Raw genomic sequence first — 22,637 nt, forward strand, 5'->3', positions numbered from 1 at the left:
CCGCTCAGCGGCCCCTCGGGCGTGCACCGTCAACCGCAGGCGATGTTCACCACCGGCGCCACGCTGCCTGTCGACGGCGGCTGGGTCTTCCGGTCCTGATATGAGCAGTGCCCATGCGAATCCTGCACACCATGTTGCGCGTGGGAGACCTCGATCGCTCTCTCGACTTCTACACCCGGGTGCTCGGCATGAAGCTGCTGCGGCGCAAGGACTACCCCGACGGGAAGTTCACCCTGGCCTTCGTGGGGTACGGCCCTGAGGAGACCCACCCCGCCCTGGAGCTCACCCACAATTGGGGTACCTCGAAGTACGATCTCGGCAACGCCTACGGCCACGTCGCCCTCGGCGTGACGGACATCCACGCCACCTGTGAGGCCATCCGCCAGGCCGGTGGCAAGATCGTTCGCGAGCCAGGGCCCATGAAGCATGGCACCACGGTCATCGCCTTCATCGAGGACCCGGATGGCTACCGGGTGGAGCTCATCGAACAGCGCCCCTGAGTACTCGCAGCCAGGAACCTCCCTGGGCCGATCCGCCACACGTCAGGTCCCCTCTACCTCCACCTGGCTGGGAGCTTCTGCCCGTGTTACGCCCTGCCTCCCCAGAGGGAGTGACGCATGAAAGCCATCTCAGCCATCTTGGAGATGATCAGCGAGGGGGAGTATGGCCTCCTCGCGGTGTTCATCGCCGTCGCAGTCGTGGTGGGGATCGTGAAGGCCGTGGCGTCGAAGCAGTAGCGAGTCCTCAGCGCCCCGATGGTAGGCGCCAGAAGAGGATGGGCACCACGAGACTGCCCCATTGAGGCGGGACCTATGCCAGGAAGCCAGAAGCACCAGACGGTGGATGCCCGGGAAGCCCTGCGCAAGATGCTGGCCCGAGCCATGGGGCCCGTGGCGCCCCTCGTCTCCGAGGGGGACGATGTCACCTCCCAGAAAGCAAACGAGGTCATCATCGGGTTCTTCGCCGTGGCCATCGGGGCCCTGGCCGTCGTCATCTACTTCAAGGCGCCGAAGCTCCCCTGGATGGCGGCAATCCCCCTGCTGATCGCGGCGTTCCTGGTGTTCAGCATCGTGTCGTATCGCAGGAACATGGGGAGGATCCGCAGCTCCACGGCGGAGACCCTGCTCGGTCACGGGCAGGACAACGTGGTCAACGCCATCCAACAGTTCCAGGCGGAGACCACGGTGCCGCTGCGCATCATCATCCGGGACCACATCCCCAACATCTCGATGAACGCGCGCCTGCTCTTCGCGCAGTGCGAGAAGGAAGGGAAGCTGGACAGCCGCGGGGTGCTCTTCGTCCTGTCCGCGAAGACAGGAGGTTATGCGCTCGTGCTCGGTCAGGCGTTGGCGCGCAGCACTCCCGACCTCCTTCCTGTCTGGCACCACCTCGTGGCGTTCGGTCAGGGCCGGTACGAGGCGGGACTGATCGACTCCCTGCAGGCCCTGCGCCCCCAGCTGGCCCAGCTGTTCCCCCGGACCCAGCCGTCTTCACGGCCCGCGGCCGAGGCTCTCGACATCCGGCGCTGAGCCCGCCCCCTGCGGACCACGAAGCCTGGGGGGTGGTTGACGCCGCGCCCTGGGGGCCGCTCAGCGGCCCTTGGGGCGTGCCATCTGAAGTGGCTGCGGTGATGACGTGTGTGCGAGGATCCAGATGATGGGGAACATTGTGAGCATGTCGGGAGTGCGTGGGGCGGCAAAGGGCGCCCTGCTGCTGGCGGTGCTGTTCCACGCGGTAGGCTGCGCGCGCGTGCCGCTGGCGCGGAGGGGCGAGGACGAGAAAGCCAAGCTCGCCAAGGCCCAGCCGCACACCTCGCTCCTGTACCTCTATCGAGACGAGAGCTTCGGCGGCGCCATCCTCATGACCATCGAGCTGAATGGCACGCGCGTGGGCGAGACGGCTCCCGACACCTACTTCCTCTTCGAACTGCATCCAGGCGAACACGTCATCACCGCCTACAACAAGTTCAATGATCGCTCCACGCTCGTGGTGAACACCCATCCAGGTGCGACCCATTACATCTGGCAGGAGACGAAGTGGGGCGCGCTCCTGGCCCGGCCCTTCCTGCAAGAGGTAGAGGCCGACAAGGGCGCCGAGGCAATCAAGGAGTGCCAGCTCGTGCGAGCCTTCTATATGCCCGAGGATCAGAAGCCCCGCGTTCCCTCGGGCATCATCCAGGCACGAGCCAGGAGCACTGCGGAGCCACGGTAGAGTGCCCTGAGCGTCGATCCATCGATGGGTGTGCCCGCGAAGATGGAGTCGTAGCTGAACAAGACTGGTGCGAGAAGCGTTCGATGCTCGCCACCAGACGATGCGCTGCGCCCACCTGAGCCCGGACACACGCCGAGAGGCGACAAGGATGGCCGGCACCGTGTCCGCTCCTGCGGGTGTAATGTCGGAGGGAGCAGTCTCCAACTCAACCCATCGGAGGTCGAGCTGGCGAGATGATTTGTGAGATCGCGACAGTTGCGAAACCTCAGTCCTCGACGAACACGGTGAGCGGCTGGCTCACCTCCGCGTGCCGGGACATGGCTGCGGTGATGACGTGCCGGCCCGGCGTCACACTCCACCGGTACTCGTGGGGATAGGCCACGGTGGCCACCGGCACTCCATCCACGAGCCACACGATCTGCTCCGTGCTCGGCGTCACCTCCGCCTCCAAGCGCAGCGTCGAGGAGGAGGCCGGAGTGTCTGGATCGAAGAGCAGCCGCACCGTGCCGCGCGGCTCCCGGATTGCCACCTTGGGCATCACGGACTCCTCACGGCTCGGGCACAACGGACTCTCCTGCCTGGGCGCGAGGTCCAGGTGCTGGCTCCTCGCCCACCGCGTGTACGTGTCCGGCAGGTCCAACATCACACGGCTGATGATTTCGGACGCAGGACACGTGGCCCCCGCCCGCAGCCCGTTGCGCCGATCCAGCTTCACCTGTGAGTGGAACGGACAGCGCTCCGTGGGCGCACTGCCGGGGAAGAACCACTCGCTCTTGCGGTGAGGACAGTCCGTGCTCGCGAGCCGGCCCGACAACGGGCAGACATCCACCGCCACCGCTCCATCGGGTGGCGGAAACACATCGAGGATCGGCTGCCAGGGCCGGTGACTCGCCATCACCCTGTCCATGATCCGGTGCGCCGCCACCGCCGCACCATTCGCTCCGCCCACGCCCCGCATGCGCCGCCAGTCGTGGTTCCCCACCCACACCGCCACGAGCAACCGATCGCTGAACGCCACCGTCCAGGCATCACGGTAACCCTGGCTCGTGCCGGTCTTCACCGCCACGGCATAGGGAAAGTCCAAGGGTCCTCCCACCGGGAACATGGGCCGGCGTGCCTGTGGATCCGAGAGCAGATGCCGGACCAGCTGCGCCGTCTCCCGGTGGAGCAACCGCTTCGGAGCGGCCGAGGGCTCATCCACGAAGCGGCGCAGCGGCAGGCTCTCGCCCTCTCGCGCCAGGGCGCCGTACAGCCGTGCGAGTTCCTCCAACGTCACGGGCAGGTTCCCCACCGCAAGTCCCAGGCCGTACCGATCCGGCTCCCAACCGATGTCCTTCACCCCCGCGCTCTCGAAGAAACGCAGCGCGGGCTCCACGCCCACCTCCGAGAGCACCCGGAGCGCGGGGATGTTGCGCGAGTTCGCCAGCGCCTCCCGCAGGAGCATGGGGCCCATGAAGGTGTGGTTGATGTTCTCCGGCAAATACGCCCCGATAGAGTCACTGCGCACCTCCATCTGCGTGTCCGGGAGCTCGGAGGCGGCCGTGAATGCTCCCTTCTCCAGTCCGAGCGCATAGATGAACGGCTTGAGCGCCGAGCCCGGTGAGCGCTTCGTCACCACGAAGTCGATGGCGCCCTTGTGCTCCTCGGAGAAGAAGTCCCGCGAGCCCACCCACGCGAGGATGTCGCCCGTGGCCGTGTCCACCACCAGCGCGGAGGTGTTCCCCGCCCCCGAGTCCTCGATCCGCCGCAGGTTGTCACGGAGGATCGAGGCCACCTGCTCCTGGATCTCCAGATCGAGCGTCGCCACAGAGATGGGAGCCTGTCGGCGCTTCGCCTGCGCGCTCCACTCCAGCACGGCGTGCATGGCCTCAGGCTGGCGGCGTGGACGAGACATCAATCCCAGGTCCGCCTGGAGCGCCTGATGAAGTTCCTCAACCGTCAGGAAACCCTTGTTCCGAAGCTCCCGCAGGATCCGGTGGCTGCGCTTCCGCGCGCGCTTCAGCCCGTCCGGAGTGAAGGGGTTCATGCGCCCCGGCATCTGCGGCAGCCCGGCAAGGAAGGCCGCCTGGGCCCACGAGAGATCCTCCACTGGCTTGTCGAAGTACAGCCGCGAGGCGCGGGCCACCCCGTGCGCCCGGTTCCCGTACGGCGCGAACGTCAGGTACTGGCGCAGCACCTGCTCGTGTCCGTGCCCTCGGATGAGCAACAGCGCCTCCAAGGCCTCCGCGGCCTTCCGCGGCAAGGTGCGGTCTCCCGGAGACTGAATGCGCGCCACCTGCATCGCGAGCGTGGACGCGCCCGAGATGACCCGGCCATTCCTCACATTCTGCAGGACCGCGCGCCCCACGGAGGGCAGGTACACGCCGGGGTGCTCGTAGAAGTACTGGTCCTCGGTGACGAGCGTCGCCGCGACCACCCGCTCGGGCATGACGTAAGGCAGCGGCCAATACCCCAGCTCTCCATCTCCCGCGGGCACCTCGCCGAGGTACCGGCCCCGACGATCGAGGATGAGCCGAGAGGGCTCCACGGAGTGGAGCGTGTCGTCCAGCGCGCGGACGTACAGCCCCGCGGCACCGGCCAGCAGCATCGTGAGCACCGCCCACGTCCGCTTCGATCGCAGCCGAGGTGTGAGGCGCCGAAGGAACGCCATCGCTGTGCGCTTAGTGCTCATTGGCTCCCTGGATCACGACGCGCAGGCCCTCGCCACGGCCGCGAACCTCCTCGCGGTACATCTGCTCGGCATAGGCCGCGGGATGAACGAACGAGCCCTCCGTCGCCGCGCGGACGCGGAAGTGGAACGTATGGGTGCCCTTGGGCAGTTGCAGGAAGTAGTAGCGGACCTCGTGGTCCAGCCGCTGCACGTACGCCGGTGAGATCGAGTCCTCCTGAGAGGGCTTCGCGTCCGAGCCCGCGTTCTCGAGCGCGGGGTTGAGCGGCTCGAGCCCCGCGGCGAATGGCACCACGAACGCGACATGAGGCCGCGCCTGATCGTTCACCAGCTGCGCATGGATCTCGAGGATGTCCCCCACCTTCAGCGTCTGCGTCTCCCCGGCCTTGTCCTGGAAGCGGGTCTGGTCCGAGCCATCCGCGTGCAGGTGCGTCGCGCCGCGGGAGACGAGGAACCCGCGCTGGATCGACGTCACCTTGTCGCCCGACACGGCAGGCACGTACTGGTACGCAACGCGCACCCCCACAGGCCCGCCCGTCACCGTGGCCTCCAGCGGCTTGTCCGAGACAATGGAAGCCTTCGCCGTCTTGGTCTCCCCGTTCACGGTGAGCGTCTTGCCGGACGAGAGGGCGATGGTGGAGTTGGGCACGTTGGGCTTGGCGCGCTCCAGGTAGATGGCCAGCGCGGCGATGGCGCGCCGGTTCTCATAGGTGCTGGGGAAGCCCTTGGTGGCGTTGGCGTAGGAGAGCAGCGCGTCTCTCACCAGATCGTGCCGGGGATCGGTGGGGTCCAGCCGCAAGAGGGCCTCGAAGACGGCGGCGACCATGGCGGGCTCGGACGAGAGATAGCCATAGCCCCAGTAGTTGCGGCCCTGCTTGATACCCTCGAAGACCTGCTTGCCGCGGCTGAGCTTGATGATCACCCGGTCCCACAGCTCGCTCTTCAGCGCGTCCAGGTTGGTCCGGTAGACCTTCGGCTGCAGCGACATGGCGCTGGCCAGGTCCGCCAGCGCCATTGCATCCATGTGCTCGCGCTCGTGGAACAGCCCGACGAGGTAGTGCTCGTCCATCGAGCCAGCCCAGGAGAGCGCCCGGAGCGCGGAGACCTGCTGGTTGTAGCGCCAATCCGGGATCAGCCCTGGGTAGTCACTGCGCAGCACGCGCTGGAGCGATGCGGTCGCGCGCTCCAGGAGCTTCCCGTCCACCGGAATTCCGGCGCGCCGGGCGGCCTGCAGGAACTCCACCGCCTGAGACGTCACCTGCACATCGCCAGGGCCGCCAGGCCAGAACGCGAACAGGCCGCTCGAGTCCTGATAGGTGGGCATCTCCTCCTGGAGCCGCTTCACGTGGAGGCCGAGCTGCTTCGTGAACGGGGTCTCCACGCCGAGCTGCTTGAAGAGGAGGCTCTGCACCACGTCCGGGTAGAGCTTCGACATCTTCTGCTCGAGGCAGCCGTGCGGGTACGCCGCGAGGTACTCCACACCCGAGAAGAGCTCGAGCACGCCTGGGATGGACGAGGCGACCACCTCCTGGGAGGCCGTGCCGGGCCGGGTGGGCTCGGGGATGGCCTTCAGCGCCGTCTTCCCCGCCTTCAGCGTGTCGAAGTATGCGAACTGCTCGGCGACGCGATCAGGGAGCACGGGCAGCTGCACCTCGAACGCGTCCCCAGCCTTGTCGGCCTTGCGCTCCACATCCACGCGGACGGTGAGCGTGTGGGGCTTGGACACGTCCGCCTCCTTCACCTGGATGGGTGTGACGAACGACATCGCCTTGTTGAGCTGCAGCTCCACGGCCTGGTTGAAGGGCCTGGCCTCCACCGGCCCCGAGAGACGGATGCTCACCGCGCCCGGGCCGCCGTTGCCCTCGACGACGCGCCCCACCGCTCCGCCCCAGAACCGGTCGCCCTGGCGGACGAAGCGCGGCAGCTGCGGCTGCACCAGCACTGGCAGCCGCACCTTGAGCGTCTGCTGCTTGAACCCGAACCGCTGTGCCCCGGACGCCGCCACCGCGCGCACTCGGAAGTTGGTCAGGTCATCCGAGAGCGGCACCTCCACCGTGAGCCGGCCAGACGCAGGCACCTGCACGGTCGCCTGGTAGTAAGGCACGGTCTGGAAGTTCTTCCGCACGATGCGCTTGCCGCTCATCACATTGGCCTCTTCCTCGTCGCCATCGCCGCCCGGATCCTCCTGCTCGAAGAGCTTTCCCACCAGGCTGTTGCGCGTGTCCCTCAACGTGGTGCCCCGGGCGTTCCGGGTGATGAACGCGCTCAGCGGATCCAGCGGACCTTCGGGCGCCAACGAGAGCACGGCCTCGTCCACGAGCCACAGCGTCACCTCGCCCGCCAGCGGCGCGCCCTTCTCATCCTTGAGCGACAGCTCCACGGGGATCTTCGTCCCAGGCCGCGCCGTGTCCGGATGCTTGAGGTCCACCAGCACTTGATTGCGGATGGGCTCCACCTCGATGTCGATCGACGCCCCGAGCGTCTGCGGCCGGTACCGGGCGTCCTCCGTCTTCCCCTCCCCCAGCCGGCCACGCATGAGCGCCACGTGCACGGCGATGTTCGGAACGTGGTTGCCCTTGATGGGCAGCTCGTACACCGCCTTGCCGCCGGAGACCTCGCGCCAGGTGTACGTGTTGCCGCCCGGCTCCTCGACAACGACCAGCGCGCGGCCCTGCTGGAACGGGCTCTGGATGATGATGCGCGCGGTGTCCCCCGGCCGGTACTTGGGCTTGTCCGTGGCCAGCTCGAAGACGCCCTGGCGCGGCTTCTTCCACGCCATCGGCGTCTGCCCGCCCACATACAGGTCCGCCGAGAGCGTCTGCACCCGGCCCAGCTTGTCGCGGGCGACCAGCTCCACCACGTACACGCCCGCCTCCTTGAGCCCGAACGTGGGCGACACTGGCTGCATGTCCGTCGTCACCACCTGCTCGCTCAGCTTCACATCCTCCTGCTCCGTCACGTACCGGGCGTCGCCGGTGGCGAAGTGCGTCTCGCGGAGCTGGCTGTGCCAGACGCGCCGGAACAGCCGCACCGTCACCTCCTGGCCCTTGATGGACTTGTCATCCACGCCCACGGCGACGATCTCCGGCTTCAGCTCGAAGGGCTTGTCCGAGTAGCGCGGCAGCTTCATGCCCAGCACGAAGGGCGGCAGCGCCTTCACCTCCGTGACGGCGGACACCGGCTGGTTGTCCGCGCCCGTCACCGTGGCCTCGAAGCGGTAGACTCGGGCGCTGCCGTCCAGGTCCAGCGCCGGGTTCACCTGGATCTCGTCCGCACCGCCCTCGTCCAGCTCCGCGTTCCGGCGGATGCTCTCCGGGGCGCGGCTCTGGCCCTCGCGGGCGAACTGGGTGCTCGACGCGAAGAGGAACCCCTCCCGGCCCTTCGGCACGTAGTAGTGCGGCCGGCGCGTCACCGTCCACGCGATGGGCTGCCCCGCGACGTTGCCGCCCGCGTAGTAGCGCGCCACCGCCTTCACCTTGAACGGCGCGTCCAGCCGCACGGTGCTCGCCGCCGAGAGCTGCACCTCGAACTGCGGGACGCGGTAGGCCTCGATCTGGAACGAGCGCCGGGCCACCTCGGTCCCCGTGCGCGTCCCCACCAGGACGGCGTGGAACTCTCCCGTAGGCACGTTCTTTTCGTCGAACTCCGCGGAGACGCCCAACGCCGAGACCTTCGTCTCCAGCTGCCAGTGCTGATCCCCTGGCCCATCGACCCGCACCACATAGTCCTCGAGGTCTCCAGCGAGCCGCAGCTCTCCTCCGACCTTCCGCCGCGCGAAGCCCTTGATAAAGACCTTCTCACCGGGCTTGTAGATGGGCCGCTCGGTGAAGATGAACCCGAGCAGCGCATCGTTCCGAGGCGGAGGGATTTGCTGGCCAATCCACTCGAGGAACCCGGACGACGGGGACCAGTGGTTCTGCGCGAAGGCGGCGGGTGGCTCGCGCGGATCCAACACGAGGATGTCTTCACCGCTCTGGACCGAGATGCGCTTGATGCTCTCCCAGTCCGTCTGAGGCCCCAGCATCGCACGCCCGCCCTCGTCCGTGGTGAGCGGCAGCGCGAACGGCACGGAGATCGTCCCCCCATAGTTCTTCGGATCTGGTGCGCGGCGCATGCCTTCAATGACGATCTTCGCGCCACGGATCTCGCGGGCCTCATCCAGGCTACGAACGAAGAACAGGGCGCGTTCGCGCTCCTCTACCGCCGTGAGAGAGAGGTTCGTCACCTGCACGCGGACATAGGCCCGCTCGGGCGCCCCCGTGAGCCGACGCAGGCCCACGAGGTACGAGCCCGGACGCTGGCGGCCCACGGCCTCATCCAGCAGGGGTCCCAGATCGAGGCCGAACGCCGTCGTCCCACTCTTGCTCGCGAGCGGCAGGTCCACCACCCGGGAGATCAGCGGCGAGCCCAGCAACCGCACATGAGCCTGCAGCTCTTCCGCTCCGATGTAGCCCGCGGTGTTGGCGGGCGTGGACGGCTCCTCCCCCGGGAACGGCGGCGCACTCTCCTCGTTGATGACAACGGGGCGCGCAGGAAAAGGCCAGAGGCCCTCGTGGAGCGGATCGATCCGGTAGATGCGCACGTCCGCACGCGCATCCCCGTAGCCCTGGAGCGGCAACATCCGAGGCCCCTTGGACTCGATGATCGCCTGCGACTGGCCCCAGCGCAGGAACGGGGCCTTCCACCCGAGGTGGAAGAACACCTTCACATCCCCGGGATCGCGCAGCGGGCGGCCGCTGTCGTCCCGGATCGGCGCGGAGGCGATCCGCATCTGGTAGAGCGTGTCCGGGACGAACTTGCCGCGCAGCGCAACGCGGCTGCCGTAGCTCTCGAAGTGCATGTCCGGCACGGCGGGCTCCAGGCGCACCAGCTTCTTGAGCGCGGTGAGCGTCAGGTCCTGCACGTTCGCGGAGAAGACGAGCTGCGGCAGATCACCCTGGTTGCCACACGAGAGCGCCATGTCCCGAGGCACCGAGGCCCCACCCACCAGCGCGAATGTGGCGGAGCTGCACTGGACGGACTGGAGGTGGAACGCGGGACGGGTGGACAGCCGGCCCGTCCAGAGCATCTTGTCCTCGTCCCCGAGCGCCAGGCTCACCGTCACCCGGAGCTGCTTGCCCTCGGGCACGTCCTCGTCGAGCGTGACGGCGTAGACAGCCGGGCTGCGCTGGTTGTCCCGAGGCAGCTGCGAGAGGTTGAAGTCCTTCACCACCCGCGTGGGCGAGTCGGCCAGCCCAGGCAGGTCGCGGATCTCCAGCTTGAGCATCTGCTTGAGCGCGGCGAGCGGCAGCGGCTGCGGGAACGTGAGGGTCAGCGTGCGAAACGGCCTCAGGTCCGTGCTGCCCGCGTGGGGAGCCATGGTGGACGGCGCGGACATCATCGTCGTCAGCACCTTGCGCGCGCCGCGGGTCTCGAAGGCGAAGCGCTGCAGCGGAGGCCACGGCTCGGCAGGCCGGAACTGGAGCGTCTTCTTGTCCGCCCAGAAGTACTGGCCGGGCCACGAGGGTGTGATCTTCAGCAGCTTCGCCCCGTCGTCCGCCGGACGCTTGCCGGGGCCCTCGTTGTCGGGGAAGTACACGGTCACCGGGTCGAACCCGCGCAGGAACTGCTCGGGGAGGATCCGGGTGGAGCCGCCCTCGGGACGCTGGCTCTCGTCAGCAGGGCGGTAGTCCTGGGCCGCCGCGGGGAAGACCGCGAGCAGGACCAGGAGCATGGTGGCTCTCGGGAAGACGGACATCACGGGTTCACTCCAATCCGCTGGAAGAAGTTGCGCAGGTACTCCTCGGGGACGTCGGCCTTGGCGCCGGCGAGCCCCACGAGGACGGGCTTGAACTTGAGGGGACGCGCCGTGGAGGGCGCGTGGACGGCGAGCAGGTAAGCGCCCTTGTCGAGCTGCAGGAACTGCTGACAGCCCTCGCCGAGCACGCGCTGCTCCAGATCGAGCACGCTGCACTCGAGCAGCTCGGCGGGCACCTGGAGCCCGAGGCCGATGCGGCCAGGGGACTCCGTGGAGAACCGGAAGAAGCGTGTCTGCGAGGGCGAGATCCAGCTCTCCTCGCTCGCCACGCCCTCCTTCAGCTCCTGGATGAGTTCCTGGGTCCAGCTGAGGTGGCCGGAGAGTGTGCGATCCGCGAAGCCGCGCACGGCCAGGCGGTAGTTGCCGGGCTTGAGCACCTCATCCAGCGCGCAGCCCTTCTCGCTGCCCTGGACCCGGATGGGCGTGCTGTCCTGGACGATGCCACACACGCCCGAGTCCGACCGGACATGCACCACCGCCTCGGACACGAGCGTGAAGGAGCGATCCACGCGGGAGCCGCTCAGCTTGAGCGCCTGGGCTGGGGGCAGAACCGGCGACTGGGCCGAGAAGCTCCCCAGGGCAGCGCTCAGCAGCTCGGTGGGCGGGGTAAGCACAGCGCGGACACCTCCAATGCCCAGGTCCACCACCGACTCTCCAGAGCGGCCCGGCGGGATCCGGGTCTCGCAGCCCTCCAGCCGGGCTCCATTGTCGAGCGTCGTCACACAGCGAAGCGCGCCCGTGATGCTCAGCAACCGAGGTGCAGGCTGCGCATTGAACACGAGGCGCTGCTGCGAGGGTCTGGTGCTCACCGCCTCGAACAGGCGATCCAAGGTCTCGCGGCGCGGCGTGGGATCGATCGAGACCAACTCGGACTGCACGCGCTGTTCCTCGGGAGCGTAGACGAAGAGGGAGCCTCCCTTGCCCGTGAGCACGCAGGCCGCGAGGCTCGAAGCGGGCGCGCAGAGATCCACCGCCCTGCCCTGCTCATCCACCTGCACGGCCCAAGCACTCTTCGGCAGGGTGAGCTGTACCCGCGAAGGCGTCGACAGCATGCGCAGCTCGATCGCTGGCCCCTGAGACCAGACGAAGTTCTGCCCCCCCTGCTGCAGCGAGGCCACGACCGAGGGAACGGGCACCGAGAGCCGCATCAGGGACGCATCACTCGGGCTGAAAGCGGGCGTCCACCACCGTGCCAGGGACTGCTGGGTGGGCCCCGTGGCCGCCACGCACATGAAGTCATCCTGACGAGCCGTCCCGCCCACGAGTGCACAGGCGGGGTTGCTCCGGTCTCCCACCTGCACAGTGGCCTGGAAGAGGTGCAGCGCGGAGGCCTTGCTCGACTGTCGCAGCAGCGAGACGTCGCGGGTGAGGCGGGCGCGCTCCGTCTTGGGGCTGTCGATCGCGTCCACCACCTCGCTGAGCTTCAGCGCGGTCTCCTGCGTCCCGGCGCCACTGAAGATCCACTCGCCCGCCTCCAGGGAGACCTCATCCGCGCAGTTCCGCAGCGCCCCCTTCTGGCCCGAGGGCAGGCAGTACACTCCCGCGCCCGTCTGATAGCGGCCGGGCTGTGGAATCTTCGCCAGCACCGCCGCTCCCGCCGGAATGCTGCCGCCGGAGGAGGAGGCCAGCGTGCGAGTGACCAGTGAGGCCGTCACCTGGGCGCTGCTGTCCATCGTCCACACGCGCACCCGCCAAGCAGCACCGCCGGGCCGGACGAGCAGCACGCACTCGCGCGTGTCGAGCTGCCGCGTGACAACCGCACCCTGGTCATCCTCGAGCGCGCAGGCAATGGCCGTCTTGGAGCGAAGCGTGAGCTCCTGCACCCCGTCCCCCGCCACCGCGGGGAGCATGGCGCGCTGCACGCCCGCATCCAGCTTGAGCGCCATCGGGTCCGCGAGCGTGCCTGCATCCGTCATCTTCGCCACCGCGACCGAGACGCGCGTCGGGCCGGGCTGCTGCGTCTGGCTCTCGAGCACCAGCGTGTAGTCCCCGGCGGCGAACGGCTCGGCGATCGCGCAGTTCCAGTCCGCACCACGGTCAGCGTTCTCCACGACCAGGCGGCCCTCGCTGTCGAAGATGCGGCAGCGGACGTCCGTATCGCCTCGCGTGGAGAGCCGCAGCGTGCCCTCGGCCGGCAATCGCAAAGGGAGCCGGTCGGGCACATTCACCACGCGGACCACCCCAGGCACCAGGACATCGACACGGAGGTAGAGGGCATAGGTGATCGCCACATCACCGCGGCTGTGCTCGGTGATCAGCCGGTACGTTCCCGGCTGCAGCTTCAACGTCCTGCCCGCAGGCGCGGGGGCATCGGTCTCCGGCAGTGGTCCCTCAGAGGAACTCGAGGATTCGTCAGGCACCTCCTCGGCGTAGGACGGCTCGGGTGGCGGCGCCTCCTCGTAGCTCTCCTCGGACGAACCCTCTCCCTCTTCCCCTTCCTCGGACGTGGGCTCCGGTGGCGGCACATCCGTGCGAACCCGAGGCATCGTCACGCCCTGCGGACGCGTCAGGTCCGGCGTCATCGGGGCGATCGTCTCCACCGGCTTGAGCTGGTTGTCCGCACCCACCCGGTAGAGGCGCCCCTGCATCCCGTGCGTCAGCGCGAAGGCGACGTCCACCGGTGCGGGGAGCTCGAACGAGAACTCGTCCTTGCCATCCTTGCCCAGCTCCACGCGAGACCAGGCGTTGAACGGCAGCGGGTGCATCTTGTTGCCCTTGAGCGTCACGGTGGGCCGCACCCGCTCGAGCGACGTGCGCCGCATGCTCTCCACCGTGAGCGGGAGCTGCGTCCAGAGGTAGTTCCCGGACGCGAGCCTCATCGTGCTCGTGCAGGGCGAGGGAATGGGCACCACTGGCCAGCCCTGCGGATCATCGAGCCGGCACTGGAGCGAGCCGCTCTGCGCCGCGGTGCTCAACATATAAGCGCCCTGCTTGGGCACGCGGAGCTTCTGCTGGATGAGGTCTCCCGCATCGGCGCGGAAGAAGACCTCCGCCTCGCCGCCCAGGCCCTCCGCGGGCTTCACGGCGCGGCGATCGAGCACCACCGCGCCCCGGCCCCGGCTCTGGCCCGCCGTGCGCACATCGAGCAGGTAGCGTCCGGGACGCAGGTACGTGGAGACGAGGCAGTTGCGCCCACGCCCTCCTCCCGACGCTGCTCCCACCTGTTGCACCACGGGCGTCCGGATGTGGCACTCGGTGGACAGCAGGCCCTGGGTCGTCACGTGGTAGAGCCCGGCGTCCTTCACATGGAAGACGAGCGCGTGCGACTGCTCCCGCTCGAAGTCGAGCCACATGGGGGTCTCCGTCCCGAGCACCGGCAGCGGCGCGAGGCTCGGGCTCCAGGCGAGCAGTGGCGGCGGCGCCGCGGGAGGAGGAGCCGGCCGGCGCAGAGAGAGCGTGAGGGCCGAGGTCCCCGGGTTCTCGAGCGTGAGCTCCCCGCCCGTGCCGGGCACCGTGCAGAGCCCACCCTGGGTGTTCACCCGCGTCTCACCGAGCGAGCACTGGAACGGCTCACCACTCAGCGCGCGGATCTCCACCGGCCTGCCCGCACTCAACGGGAGCTTCAAGCTCTTGCGCCCGTTGAGAACCAGCGCCAGGGGCTCGCTGAGAGTGAGCGGCAGCGGACGGAGGAACAGGCCCCGGACCGCCTTCTCCGAGTTCCGGGTGGTGCTCATCAGGTAGCTCCCCCCCGCCCGCAGTGACACCCTTGGGAAGAGGCAGGACACCTTGGTGGCCGTCTCCGTCGTGGGCGGTGGCCCGTCCGCCGCGAGCGTCACCGTCTCGATGCCCTCGGTCCCTCCAAAGAGGCGAAGCTCGTACATGCCCGGCGTCGCGGGAAAGGCGACGCGGCAGGTGACGGCACTCGGCTGCGTCTCCGTGAGCCGCGAGGTCTGCTTGCCGTCGTAGCGGAACAGCTCGCAGCGGGTCTTCCGCTCGCCAGCCGTCTGGACGACATAGCGCCCGGAGCGGGTGACCTCGAACTGCAGCGTGGAGGAGCTGCCGTTGTAGTTGAAGGCGCGGCGGAACGGGCGGTCCGGGCTCACCTCCAGCAGGTCCCTCCCCCGCTGCACGGAATCGGCCATCACGAACACCTCGTTCAGCGTGCACCCCACGGGGGCACTGTCCTGATCGAGCGGCGTCTCATGAACCGCGACGAGGTAGTCCGCGTCCTTCTCCGCGACGAAGCTGATGGCCTGCGCTCCGGTTCCGTAGACGCCATCCCGCCACGCTCCGTCCAGCAGGCGGGCCCACCGCAGCGTCACGCGGGTGCCAGGCTCGCCCCGGATGAGCGCGACCCGGCGGCTCTTGCTCCGGGCGAACGCGCTGCACTCGGGGACAAGCGCCTTGCCGTCGATCTCACAGCTGGACTCAGCCGAGGCGAACAGGTTGGTGGCTCCATTCTCCCTCATGGAGTGCAGGCTCAGGCGCGTGGTGGACTTGGAACTACCCTCGCGAGAGAGGAAGAACGCAGAGGGCTCGTTGGGAAACTCCAGCGTGGCGAGCCCCGTCTCCGGCAGGGTCAGGCTGGCCTGCCGATCCTCGGAGGCCTGGGGGAAGCCCCACGCCACCGTGAGGCCCGAGTCGTCCCCCCCACTCTCGGTCCACTCCGTGGAGGCCGTGCCATACGCGGTCAGCAGGTACACGCCGGGCTCCAGCAGGGTCTCGAACCACCACTCGTGGAGGGGCATGCCGGGACGCGGGCGCGGGGAGGTGTCTCTCGCGGCGATGGGCTCCAGCCACTCCCCCGTGCGCCACAGCCGCACGTCTCCGGCGTGCCGCCCGGCAATGCGCAGCGTCACCGGCTGGCGCTCGTCGATCTTGAGCCAGTACGAAGCTTGCTGGCGTGGCTTCAGGTGCTGCTGCACCTCGCGCCGAGGCTCCAGGCGCAGCGGCGGGGCATTGATCTCCTCGTACGGCCTCACGGACAGGGCGACGTTGCCCTTGCCCTTGGGCTTCGAGGTGAGCCGCAGCTTGTAGGTGCCCGCGTCCAGCAGCAGGTCCAGCTCACAGCTGGAGCGGCCCACGGTTCCGGACTGCGCAAAAGGCCCTCGGACGTGGTCGACGATCTCGCAGGCCGTGCCCGCGGGGCTGGAGGCCTTGACGACGTACCGCCCGGCCTTGTCGAGCGTCAGGATGGCCTCCTGGGCGCCTCGGGCGGGGACGGCCGGAGGCGAGACCGAGGCGGCATGGAGCAACAGCAGGGGGAGCGTGATTAGCGGCAGGCTCATGGAGGCTTTCGCGCGGGGTTTGCGCGGAGCCTCAACAGCAAGGCACGGGCCAACTCACGCCTCGCCCCAACAGGGCTGCGGCGTGGCACCCCAGCCACGAGCCCGTGGCCTGATGACCACTGGCTCCTGCGACTCCTCCCTGGCGCTCTCCGGCGAGCCACACCCCGGGACATCTCCTGGCTTGCCTGGCCAGAGCGCCTCTGTTCAGCATGAGACTCGGAGGAAGAACCCCATGAGCAGCCTTGGCAACACCGGAACAGACGCAGCCGCCACCCGTCCCCCCAGCAGCCTTCGCACCTATACCCTCGCGGGCCGCCGAGGCCTGCGAATCTCGCCCCTCTCCCTGGGGGCTGGAACCTTCGGCGACGGCTGGGATCCGGCCTGGCAGTCACCTCCCGGCGAGATCGACCGCATCCTCGGGACCTACCTGGACGCGGGCGGCAACGTGATCGACACGGCGGACCGCTACCAGAACGGCCGGAGCGAGGAGCTCGTGGGCACCTACCTGCGCAAGTCAGGCCGGCGAGACGAGGTGGTGCTCGCGACGAAGTGCGGCTACGGGGTGCCCGGTGACGCCCACCAGGGAGGCAACGCTCGCCTGACGTTGCAGCGGGCGCTGGAGGCGTCGCTGCGCAGGCTCGGGACGGACGTGATCGACCTCTACCACGTGCACCTCTGGGACACGTTCACGCCCGTGGAAGAGGTCATGTCGACGCTCGACACGTTCGTGCGGGCGGGAAAGATCCGCTACGTGGGGCTGAGCAATGTGCCCGCGTGGTACCTCGGGCGGGCGCAGACACTGGCCGAGTGGCGCGGCTGGGAGCCGGTGGCGGTGTTGCAGGTGAACTACAGCCTGCTGGCGCGCACCATCGAGTACGAGTTCGTCGATGCGGCGCAAGAGCTGGGGATCGGCCTCACGGCCTGGAGCCCGCTGGCCAACGGCCTGCTCAGCGGCAAGTACCGGGTGAACGAGCAGGGCCAGTTCGAGGGACAGGGGCGCGTCACGAAGACGTGGGTCACCGACACGACGGTCGAGCCCACGGCCCAGACGAAGCAGGTGCTGGACATGCTCGCGGCCACGGCGGCCGAGCTCGGGCGGACACCGGCCCAGGTCGCGTTGAACTGGGTCACGAACCGGCCGGGCGTCGTCTCCACCGTCATCGGTGCGCGAACCGAGGCGCAGCTCCGCGACAACCTCGCGGCCCTGGACTTCGAGCTGCCGCCAGCGTTCGCGGCCAGGCTCGACGAGGCAGGAAAGCCCCCCGCGCAATACCCCTACTCGTTCTTCACCGATCAGTTCCACGACGCCACGGTGCGCGCGGGCCTCCCCATCCGGAGCGAGCCCCGGGGCTATCGCGGCCGGGGCTTCCGCTGAGGCCTACGGCGAGGCGGGAGGCACAGGTACACTCGCGCCCCATGTTCCAAGCCCCCCTCTTGGTGCTCCTCATGACCACCGCCACGGCCGCCCCCTCCGATACTCCTGCCTGGACCGAGCAGCACGCCGCGCAGATCCTCGAGAAGACCCAGACGATCCAGCTTGCGCCGGACCTGTCCACCCTCACTCCGGGTGAGCGCACCGCCCTCTCCAAGCTCCTGGAGGTGGGGCAGCTCTTCCAGCAGGTCTACGAGGACTCGCGGCACCGGAAGGCGCTCGAGCTCCACAAGCGGCTCGATGGCCAGAAGGGTCCGGCCGCGGAGCAGCAGCGCCTGTTCTACACGCTGTTCCAAGGCCCCATCGCCACCACGCTGGAGAACCAGCGGATTCCCTTCCTGCCCACCGACTCCATCGTCCCGGGCAAGAACGTCTACCCCTGGGGCATCACCAAGGAGCAGGTGCAGCAGGTGCTGGAGCGCCACCCGGAGCTCCGCGCTTCGATCCTGGATGTCCGCACCGTGGTCCGCAGGGCCGATGCCGCATCGCTGCGGAAGGACCTCGATGCGCTGAAGCAATACCCTGTGCTCGACGGGCTCCATCCCGGGCTGAGCGCCAAGCTCCGCGCGCTGGCCGCGAAGCCGGACCCGGCGATGCTGTACGCCGTGCCCTATGCCGTCGCTTACGCACCGCAGATGGTGAAAGCCCACTCGCTGCTCTGGGAGGCCGCCTCGGCCGTGGAGGCGGATGACGCCGAGTTCGCCGGCTACCTGCGCAACCGCGCGCGGGATCTGCTCGCCAATGACTACGAGTCTGGAGACGCGGCCTGGGTACGAGGCCGGTTCCAGCGGCTCAACGCCCAGATCGGCGCCTACGAGGTCTATGACGACGAGCTCTTCGGCTCCAAGGCGTTCTACTCACTGAGCGTGCTGCTCCGGGATGATGCGGCAACGGCCAGGCTGGAGAAGGCGCTCCAGGGGCTGCAAGCCTTCGAGGACAGCCTGCCCTACGAGCCCCACAAGACGGTGAGCTCGGACATTCCCGTGGGCGTCTACCAGGTCATCGCGGACTTCGCGCAGGCGCGGGGCACGAACACCGCCACGATCCTCCCCAACGATCCGCTGCACGCGCGGCGGTACGGGCGGACGATCCTGCTGCGCTCGAACATCATGAAGCACCCCAGCCTCTTCGCGAATGGGCGCTCGGCGTGGGAGGCGGTGATGGCCGAGCCGTTCCGCAACCACCTCGGTCCCAGCGGCGGCTTCAACCGGACGCTCTGGCACGAGGTGGGCCACTACCTCGGTGTGGATCGCGACGTGAAGGGGCGCGCGGTGAGCAGCGATGCGCTGGAGGAGAACTCGAGCGCCCTGGAAGAAATGAAGGCGGACCTGGTGTCGCTGTACCTCGCCCAAGCGCTGCGCGAGCGCGGCTTCTATGACGACACCACCCTGCGTGAGCTCTACGCGAGCGGCATTCAGCGCGTGCTGCAGATCGTCCGTCCGAGGCGAGACCAGCCGTACCAGACGATGCAGCTCATGCAGATGAACTACTTCCTGGAAAACGGGCTGCTGGAGTCCCGCCCGGACGGCCTCCACATCCACTACGAGAAGTACCCCGAGGTGGTGGGCCGGCTGCTGCGCGAGGTGCTGGCCATCCAGCGCGCCGGAGACAAGGCGGCCTCGGATCGGTTCATCGAGAAGTACACCCGCTGGGACGACGCCCTCCATGGCGCCCTGGCCACGAAGATGCGCGCCCAGCAGAAGTACCGCTACACGCTCGTGAAGTACGAGGCGCTCGGCCAGTAGCCGAGGGGGCTCTCGTGAGCCCCGACACGGCCGTGGGTGGCTCAGCGAACCTGGAGGAAGGAGAACGAGATGCCCGACAGGCTCGCGTCCACCTTGCCACTCTGATCGGTCAGCTCGCGGAGGTTCGTCGACGCGGAGCCGTTGGTGAACTCGGTGAAGATCGTCCGATCACCGGCCGGGAAGATGAAGGTGCTGCCCGTGGTCGCGGGGAGCTTATCGACCGGCGTGGCCGCCAGGGTGTCGAGCCGCAGCTGCCACCACTTCCACGCGGACGCGCTCGCCAGCACGCGGGGGTGCGTCCCCTGCTGCACCTGGAAGAGGCTCTCATCGAAGACGCGCAGGTAGGCGGTGTTATTGGGACCCGGCAGCAGCGAGCCAACGGTCCCTCCCTTCGTGAGCGCGCTGAGTTCCTGGTAGAAGGTCCCATCAAAGGTCAGGGACTGAGGATCGAACCGGAGCAGGCACGGCACCGGCGTGTCACCGCCCGCGACCCGGTAAACCGCCGCCCCGTACACCTCCGTGGCGAGGTAGACCTTCCCGTCAGCGCCCAGGACGCCATCCCGCACATAGCCGCAGCGCGTGTCCGTCACGACCTTCGCCGTGTCGGTCTTCGAGTCGACGACGACGACGCCCGCCTGCTTCGTGATGCCGATCCCGGTGGTCGGCCGCCAGCCCATGGGCACGATCACCTGATCGCCACGGCGGATCGGATGCGTGGCGAAGGACAACAGCGCCCCTGAGACCGTGACGTCGGGGAGCGCGATGCTGCCCGTGACCGACATATCGGTGGGGTTCCAGATGATGACCTGCGCCGTGCGCCCGTCGAAGTAGTAGGCCTTGGTCTCCGAGATGAACTGGAACTGGTTGTGGTACTCACCAATGGACGCGACGCCCTTGCCCTCGAAGCTCACGGTGGCGCCCTTCTCCAGGCGGCCGTCGCTCGTCAGGTTGTAGCGGGTGACCGTGGCGTTCTCGCTGCCGCCCACGAACAGGCTGCGCGACTTCGGGATGCCGACGCCGAGCGCCCGGCCGGGGAGCTCGATGGCGTTCTCCAGCTTCAGCTCCCCGGAGACGTCCAGCGTGTCCGTCAGGACGATGTAGCTCTGAGGCGTGTCGGTCGTCACGATCTGGGTCGTGATGGCATACAGCGGAGTATCCGTGGGGGTGTTGTCGTCGGGCTCCTGCTTGTCCTCGCCACAGGCTGCCAGGAGAGGGAGGGCGAGTGCCGTCACCGCGAGGCACAGGGTTCTGAGGTGCGCTACGAACTTCATGGAAGGTTCCTTTCTTCTATCTACAGGTTGGTTCAAGGCGGGCTTCCACCGAGGAGGTCCACCGTGAATTTGGCGAAGACGCTGCGGCCGGGGCGCTGGACGCCGAAGAAGTCGAACGCGCGCGCATCGGTCAGGTTCTGTACGTCGAGGGTCCAGCTCATCGTCGTCCGCGAGGCCCGAGCGACGTAGGTGAGCGCGAGCGAGTGCAGGAACTGAGACGGCACGACCTGCTTCGAGTCCTGCTGTCCCAGGCCCTCCCACGCGCGGAAGAACGCGTGCACGTAGCGCGCGTGCCACGTCAGTGAGAGCCCATCCTGCGAGCTCATCAGACTGCTCAGCAGGAAGCGGGCGCTGCCGTTGGCCTGGAGGTAGGGCCGGTTGGGGATGCGCTGGCCGGTGAAGGAGCCGAACGTGCCCTCGCTGGAGGTGTTGCGGAAGTCCTGCCAGGTGACGTTGCCATCGAGCGCGATGAGCTGCCCCGGAGAGGTCCACCCGGCTGCACCGGTGCCGCCCAGCGAGCGCGCCGCGAAGACGTTCTGGTGGGTGAAGAAGCTCTCCCGGCCAATGAGGACGATGAGCTGGTCCGCGAGCCGTCCAAACCCCGTCACGCTGGCCCGGAACGTGCCGCCCGGCGTCTCCCAGGCGTCGGTCGCGAGGCCCAGGTTGAGGTTGTGGCTGGTCTCGGGCTTCAGCTCGAGGTTGTCGTTGATGAGGATCCCATCTCCGAAGATCTCGTCCGGACGAGGCAGGCGCGTGGCCCACTCATAGGAAACCTTCGCGTAGAGCTGCTGGGACAGCCGGTAGCGAAGGCTGTCGCCCACGCCTCCTCTATATGTATCGAGCGCGATCCCCTCGAAACTCCCGCTGGGCAGAAGCTTCTCCGAGCGAGCCCGCTGAACGTAGCCCTTGAGAAAGGCGATGTTCTCCAGGCGGTCGTCGGGCGTGTCGAGCTCGACCTCAAGGCCTCCCACCGCCGAGAACAGGTTGCGCTCACCCTGGAGCGGATCGGGCTCCTGGCGCTCGCGGAGGCGGCGGTCCTCGCCCACCCGGCTCACCAGCGTGGGCGCGAGCGAGAAGCGCAGCATCCCGGGGCCGGCGAGATCCCACCCCATGTGCAGCCGCGCAAAGCCGGTGTGCTGCCCCACAATGCGCTCGACAGCCCGGGACTCGGCCTCACCCGGCTGGGGGAGCTCGATGACGCAGCGGCCGAACCAGTCATAGGCGCACGTCCCCACGTCCGTGAAGTGCGCTCTTCGCCACGTGTAGCCCGCCACGGCATTGAGCGACAGCCCCTGGGAGAACGTCTGCTCGAAGCGGACGGTGGAGCCCGCGGAGAACTCTCCGGAGCCCACCTCGCCGTACGGCACATCCATGGTGACGTTGTGCTGGATGTCCTTGTCGTACTGGCTCGCGAAGACACGGAAGAGCAGGAGCTGGGCCCAAGGCCGCTCCACGACACCTGCTTCGACTCCGGCCCCTGCCGCCCGATAGCCGTCATGGAACCGCTCGACGCGCGTGAGCCGAACGCGGCCTTGTTCGTCGGCGGCCTCGACGTCGATGGGATAGTCATTCCCCGCGTAATCGAAGAAGCCGTTGGCACGAACGACGAACTGGGAGGGCTCGTGGAAGTACCGCCCCCCCGCGGTGAGCCGGTGCGTGTGGAAGGACCCGATCTCGTAGGAGGCCGCGGCGCCCGTGTCCCGCACATCCTGATCGGTGACGAGGTTGAGCGCGCCCCCGAGCGCATCGGCTCCAAAGCGAATCGGCACGACGCCCTGGTAGATCTCGACGCTCTGAACCAGGTTGACCGGGACATTGGCGAGGCCCGGCCCGAAGCCCGCCATCTCCAGCGGAATCCCATCCACGAAGACGCGGATCTGCTCGTCCGTGAGCCCTGCCAGAGAGAGGCGCGTGCGGCTGCCGAGCCCCCCCGAGCGGCGCACCCCCACCCCCTCGGTTCGCGCCAGCGCCTCTCCCAGATCAGCAGCCTCGCGCTGGATGTGCTCGGTCTCGACGACCTGCACCGCTTCGGCCGACTGCTCCCGATGCTCCGCCTCCGACTTGCCCTGGACCGTGACCTCGATGGTCTCTTCGTAGACGGGCTCCGCCTCGGCTCCCGCCGAGGGCTCTTCCGCGTGGGCCAGCCCCGCAGCCAGCAGCCACACCCCGAGGGCCCAGCGCGGCCCGCCTCGGGCTCCACGCCTGCCCCGAGGCCCGAGCCTGTCCTTGATTATGATAATGGTTCTCATTTTCAACTGCGGGCTAGACCTACGCGCGCGGAGCCC

General features: G+C 68.3%; 10 protein-coding genes. 5 read left to right on the plus strand and 5 right to left on the minus strand.

Annotated features, from left to right (window positions below; translation table 11 throughout):
- Nucleotides 1–113: 113 nt before the first annotated feature.
- The 3 genes from gloA (at nt 114) to DB31_RS26295 (ending at nt 2,211) form a co-directional block, all read left to right on the plus strand.
- A complete protein-coding gene (gene gloA, locus DB31_RS26285) occupies nt 114–500 on the plus strand; it encodes a lactoylglutathione lyase (protein WP_044192486.1) in 387 nt (128 codons plus the stop codon).
- A gap of 312 nt (nt 501–812) precedes the next feature.
- A complete protein-coding gene (locus DB31_RS26290) occupies nt 813–1,529 on the plus strand; it encodes a hypothetical protein (RefSeq protein WP_044192488.1) in 717 nt (238 codons plus the stop codon).
- Between the two features lie 124 nt (nt 1,530–1,653).
- The gene (locus DB31_RS26295; RefSeq protein ID WP_052420249.1) at nt 1,654–2,211 is read left to right on the plus strand and encodes a DUF2846 domain-containing protein; all 558 of its coding nucleotides are present in this window, start codon (nt 1,654–1,656) and stop codon (nt 2,209–2,211) included.
- A gap of 265 nt (nt 2,212–2,476) precedes the next feature.
- Here DB31_RS26295 and pbpC read toward each other — a convergent pair whose 3' ends face one another.
- Genes pbpC through DB31_RS26310 form a run of 3 tightly spaced genes read right to left on the minus strand, consistent with a single transcriptional unit; the run spans nt 2,477 to nt 15,904 of the window.
- Complete coding sequence (gene pbpC, locus DB31_RS26300; protein WP_083968692.1) at nt 2,477–4,882, minus strand: penicillin-binding protein 1C; 2,406 nt, start codon at nt 4,880–4,882, stop codon at nt 2,477–2,479.
- On the minus strand, nt 4,872–10,616 hold the full coding sequence (locus DB31_RS26305; RefSeq protein ID WP_044192492.1) for an alpha-2-macroglobulin family protein: 5,745 nt from the start codon (nt 10,614–10,616) through the stop codon (nt 4,872–4,874). Before DB31_RS26305 ends, pbpC begins: the two co-directional genes overlap by 11 nt.
- Nucleotides 10,616–15,904 carry a hypothetical protein gene (locus tag DB31_RS26310; RefSeq protein ID WP_044192493.1) on the minus strand — a complete coding sequence of 1,763 codons (5,289 nt, stop codon included), beginning with the start codon at nt 15,902–15,904 and terminating at the stop codon, nt 10,616–10,618. Before DB31_RS26310 ends, DB31_RS26305 begins: the two co-directional genes overlap by 1 nt.
- 232 nt (nt 15,905–16,136) lie before the next feature.
- Between DB31_RS26310 and DB31_RS26315 the strand changes: the two genes are divergently transcribed.
- The gene (locus DB31_RS26315) at nt 16,137–17,279 is read left to right on the plus strand and encodes an aldo/keto reductase (RefSeq protein WP_044192494.1); all 1,143 of its coding nucleotides are present in this window, start codon (nt 16,137–16,139) and stop codon (nt 17,277–17,279) included.
- A 41-nt stretch (nt 17,280–17,320) separates the two neighbouring features.
- Nucleotides 17,321–19,081, plus strand: coding sequence for a hypothetical protein (locus tag DB31_RS26320; RefSeq protein ID WP_044192495.1), 1,761 nt, complete (start codon nt 17,321–17,323; stop codon nt 19,079–19,081).
- A gap of 41 nt (nt 19,082–19,122) precedes the next feature.
- Here the strand turns inward: DB31_RS26320 and DB31_RS26325 are convergent, their stop codons facing one another.
- Both DB31_RS26325 and mxcH read right to left on the minus strand, forming a co-directional pair.
- Nucleotides 19,123–20,352 carry a hypothetical protein gene (locus tag DB31_RS26325; RefSeq protein ID WP_044192496.1) on the minus strand — a complete coding sequence of 410 codons (1,230 nt, stop codon included), beginning with the start codon at nt 20,350–20,352 and terminating at the stop codon, nt 19,123–19,125.
- A gap of 32 nt (nt 20,353–20,384) precedes the next feature.
- Nucleotides 20,385–22,601 (minus strand): TonB-dependent siderophore myxochelin receptor MxcH, encoded by a 2,217-nt coding sequence (mxcH, locus tag DB31_RS26330; protein ID WP_083968694.1) that lies wholly within the window; start codon nt 22,599–22,601, stop codon nt 20,385–20,387.
- Between the last annotated feature and the right edge of the window lie 36 nt (nt 22,602–22,637).

Source organism: Hyalangium minutum, assembly GCF_000737315.1.
Classification (GTDB): Bacteria; Myxococcota; Myxococcia; order Myxococcales; family Myxococcaceae; genus Hyalangium; species Hyalangium minutum.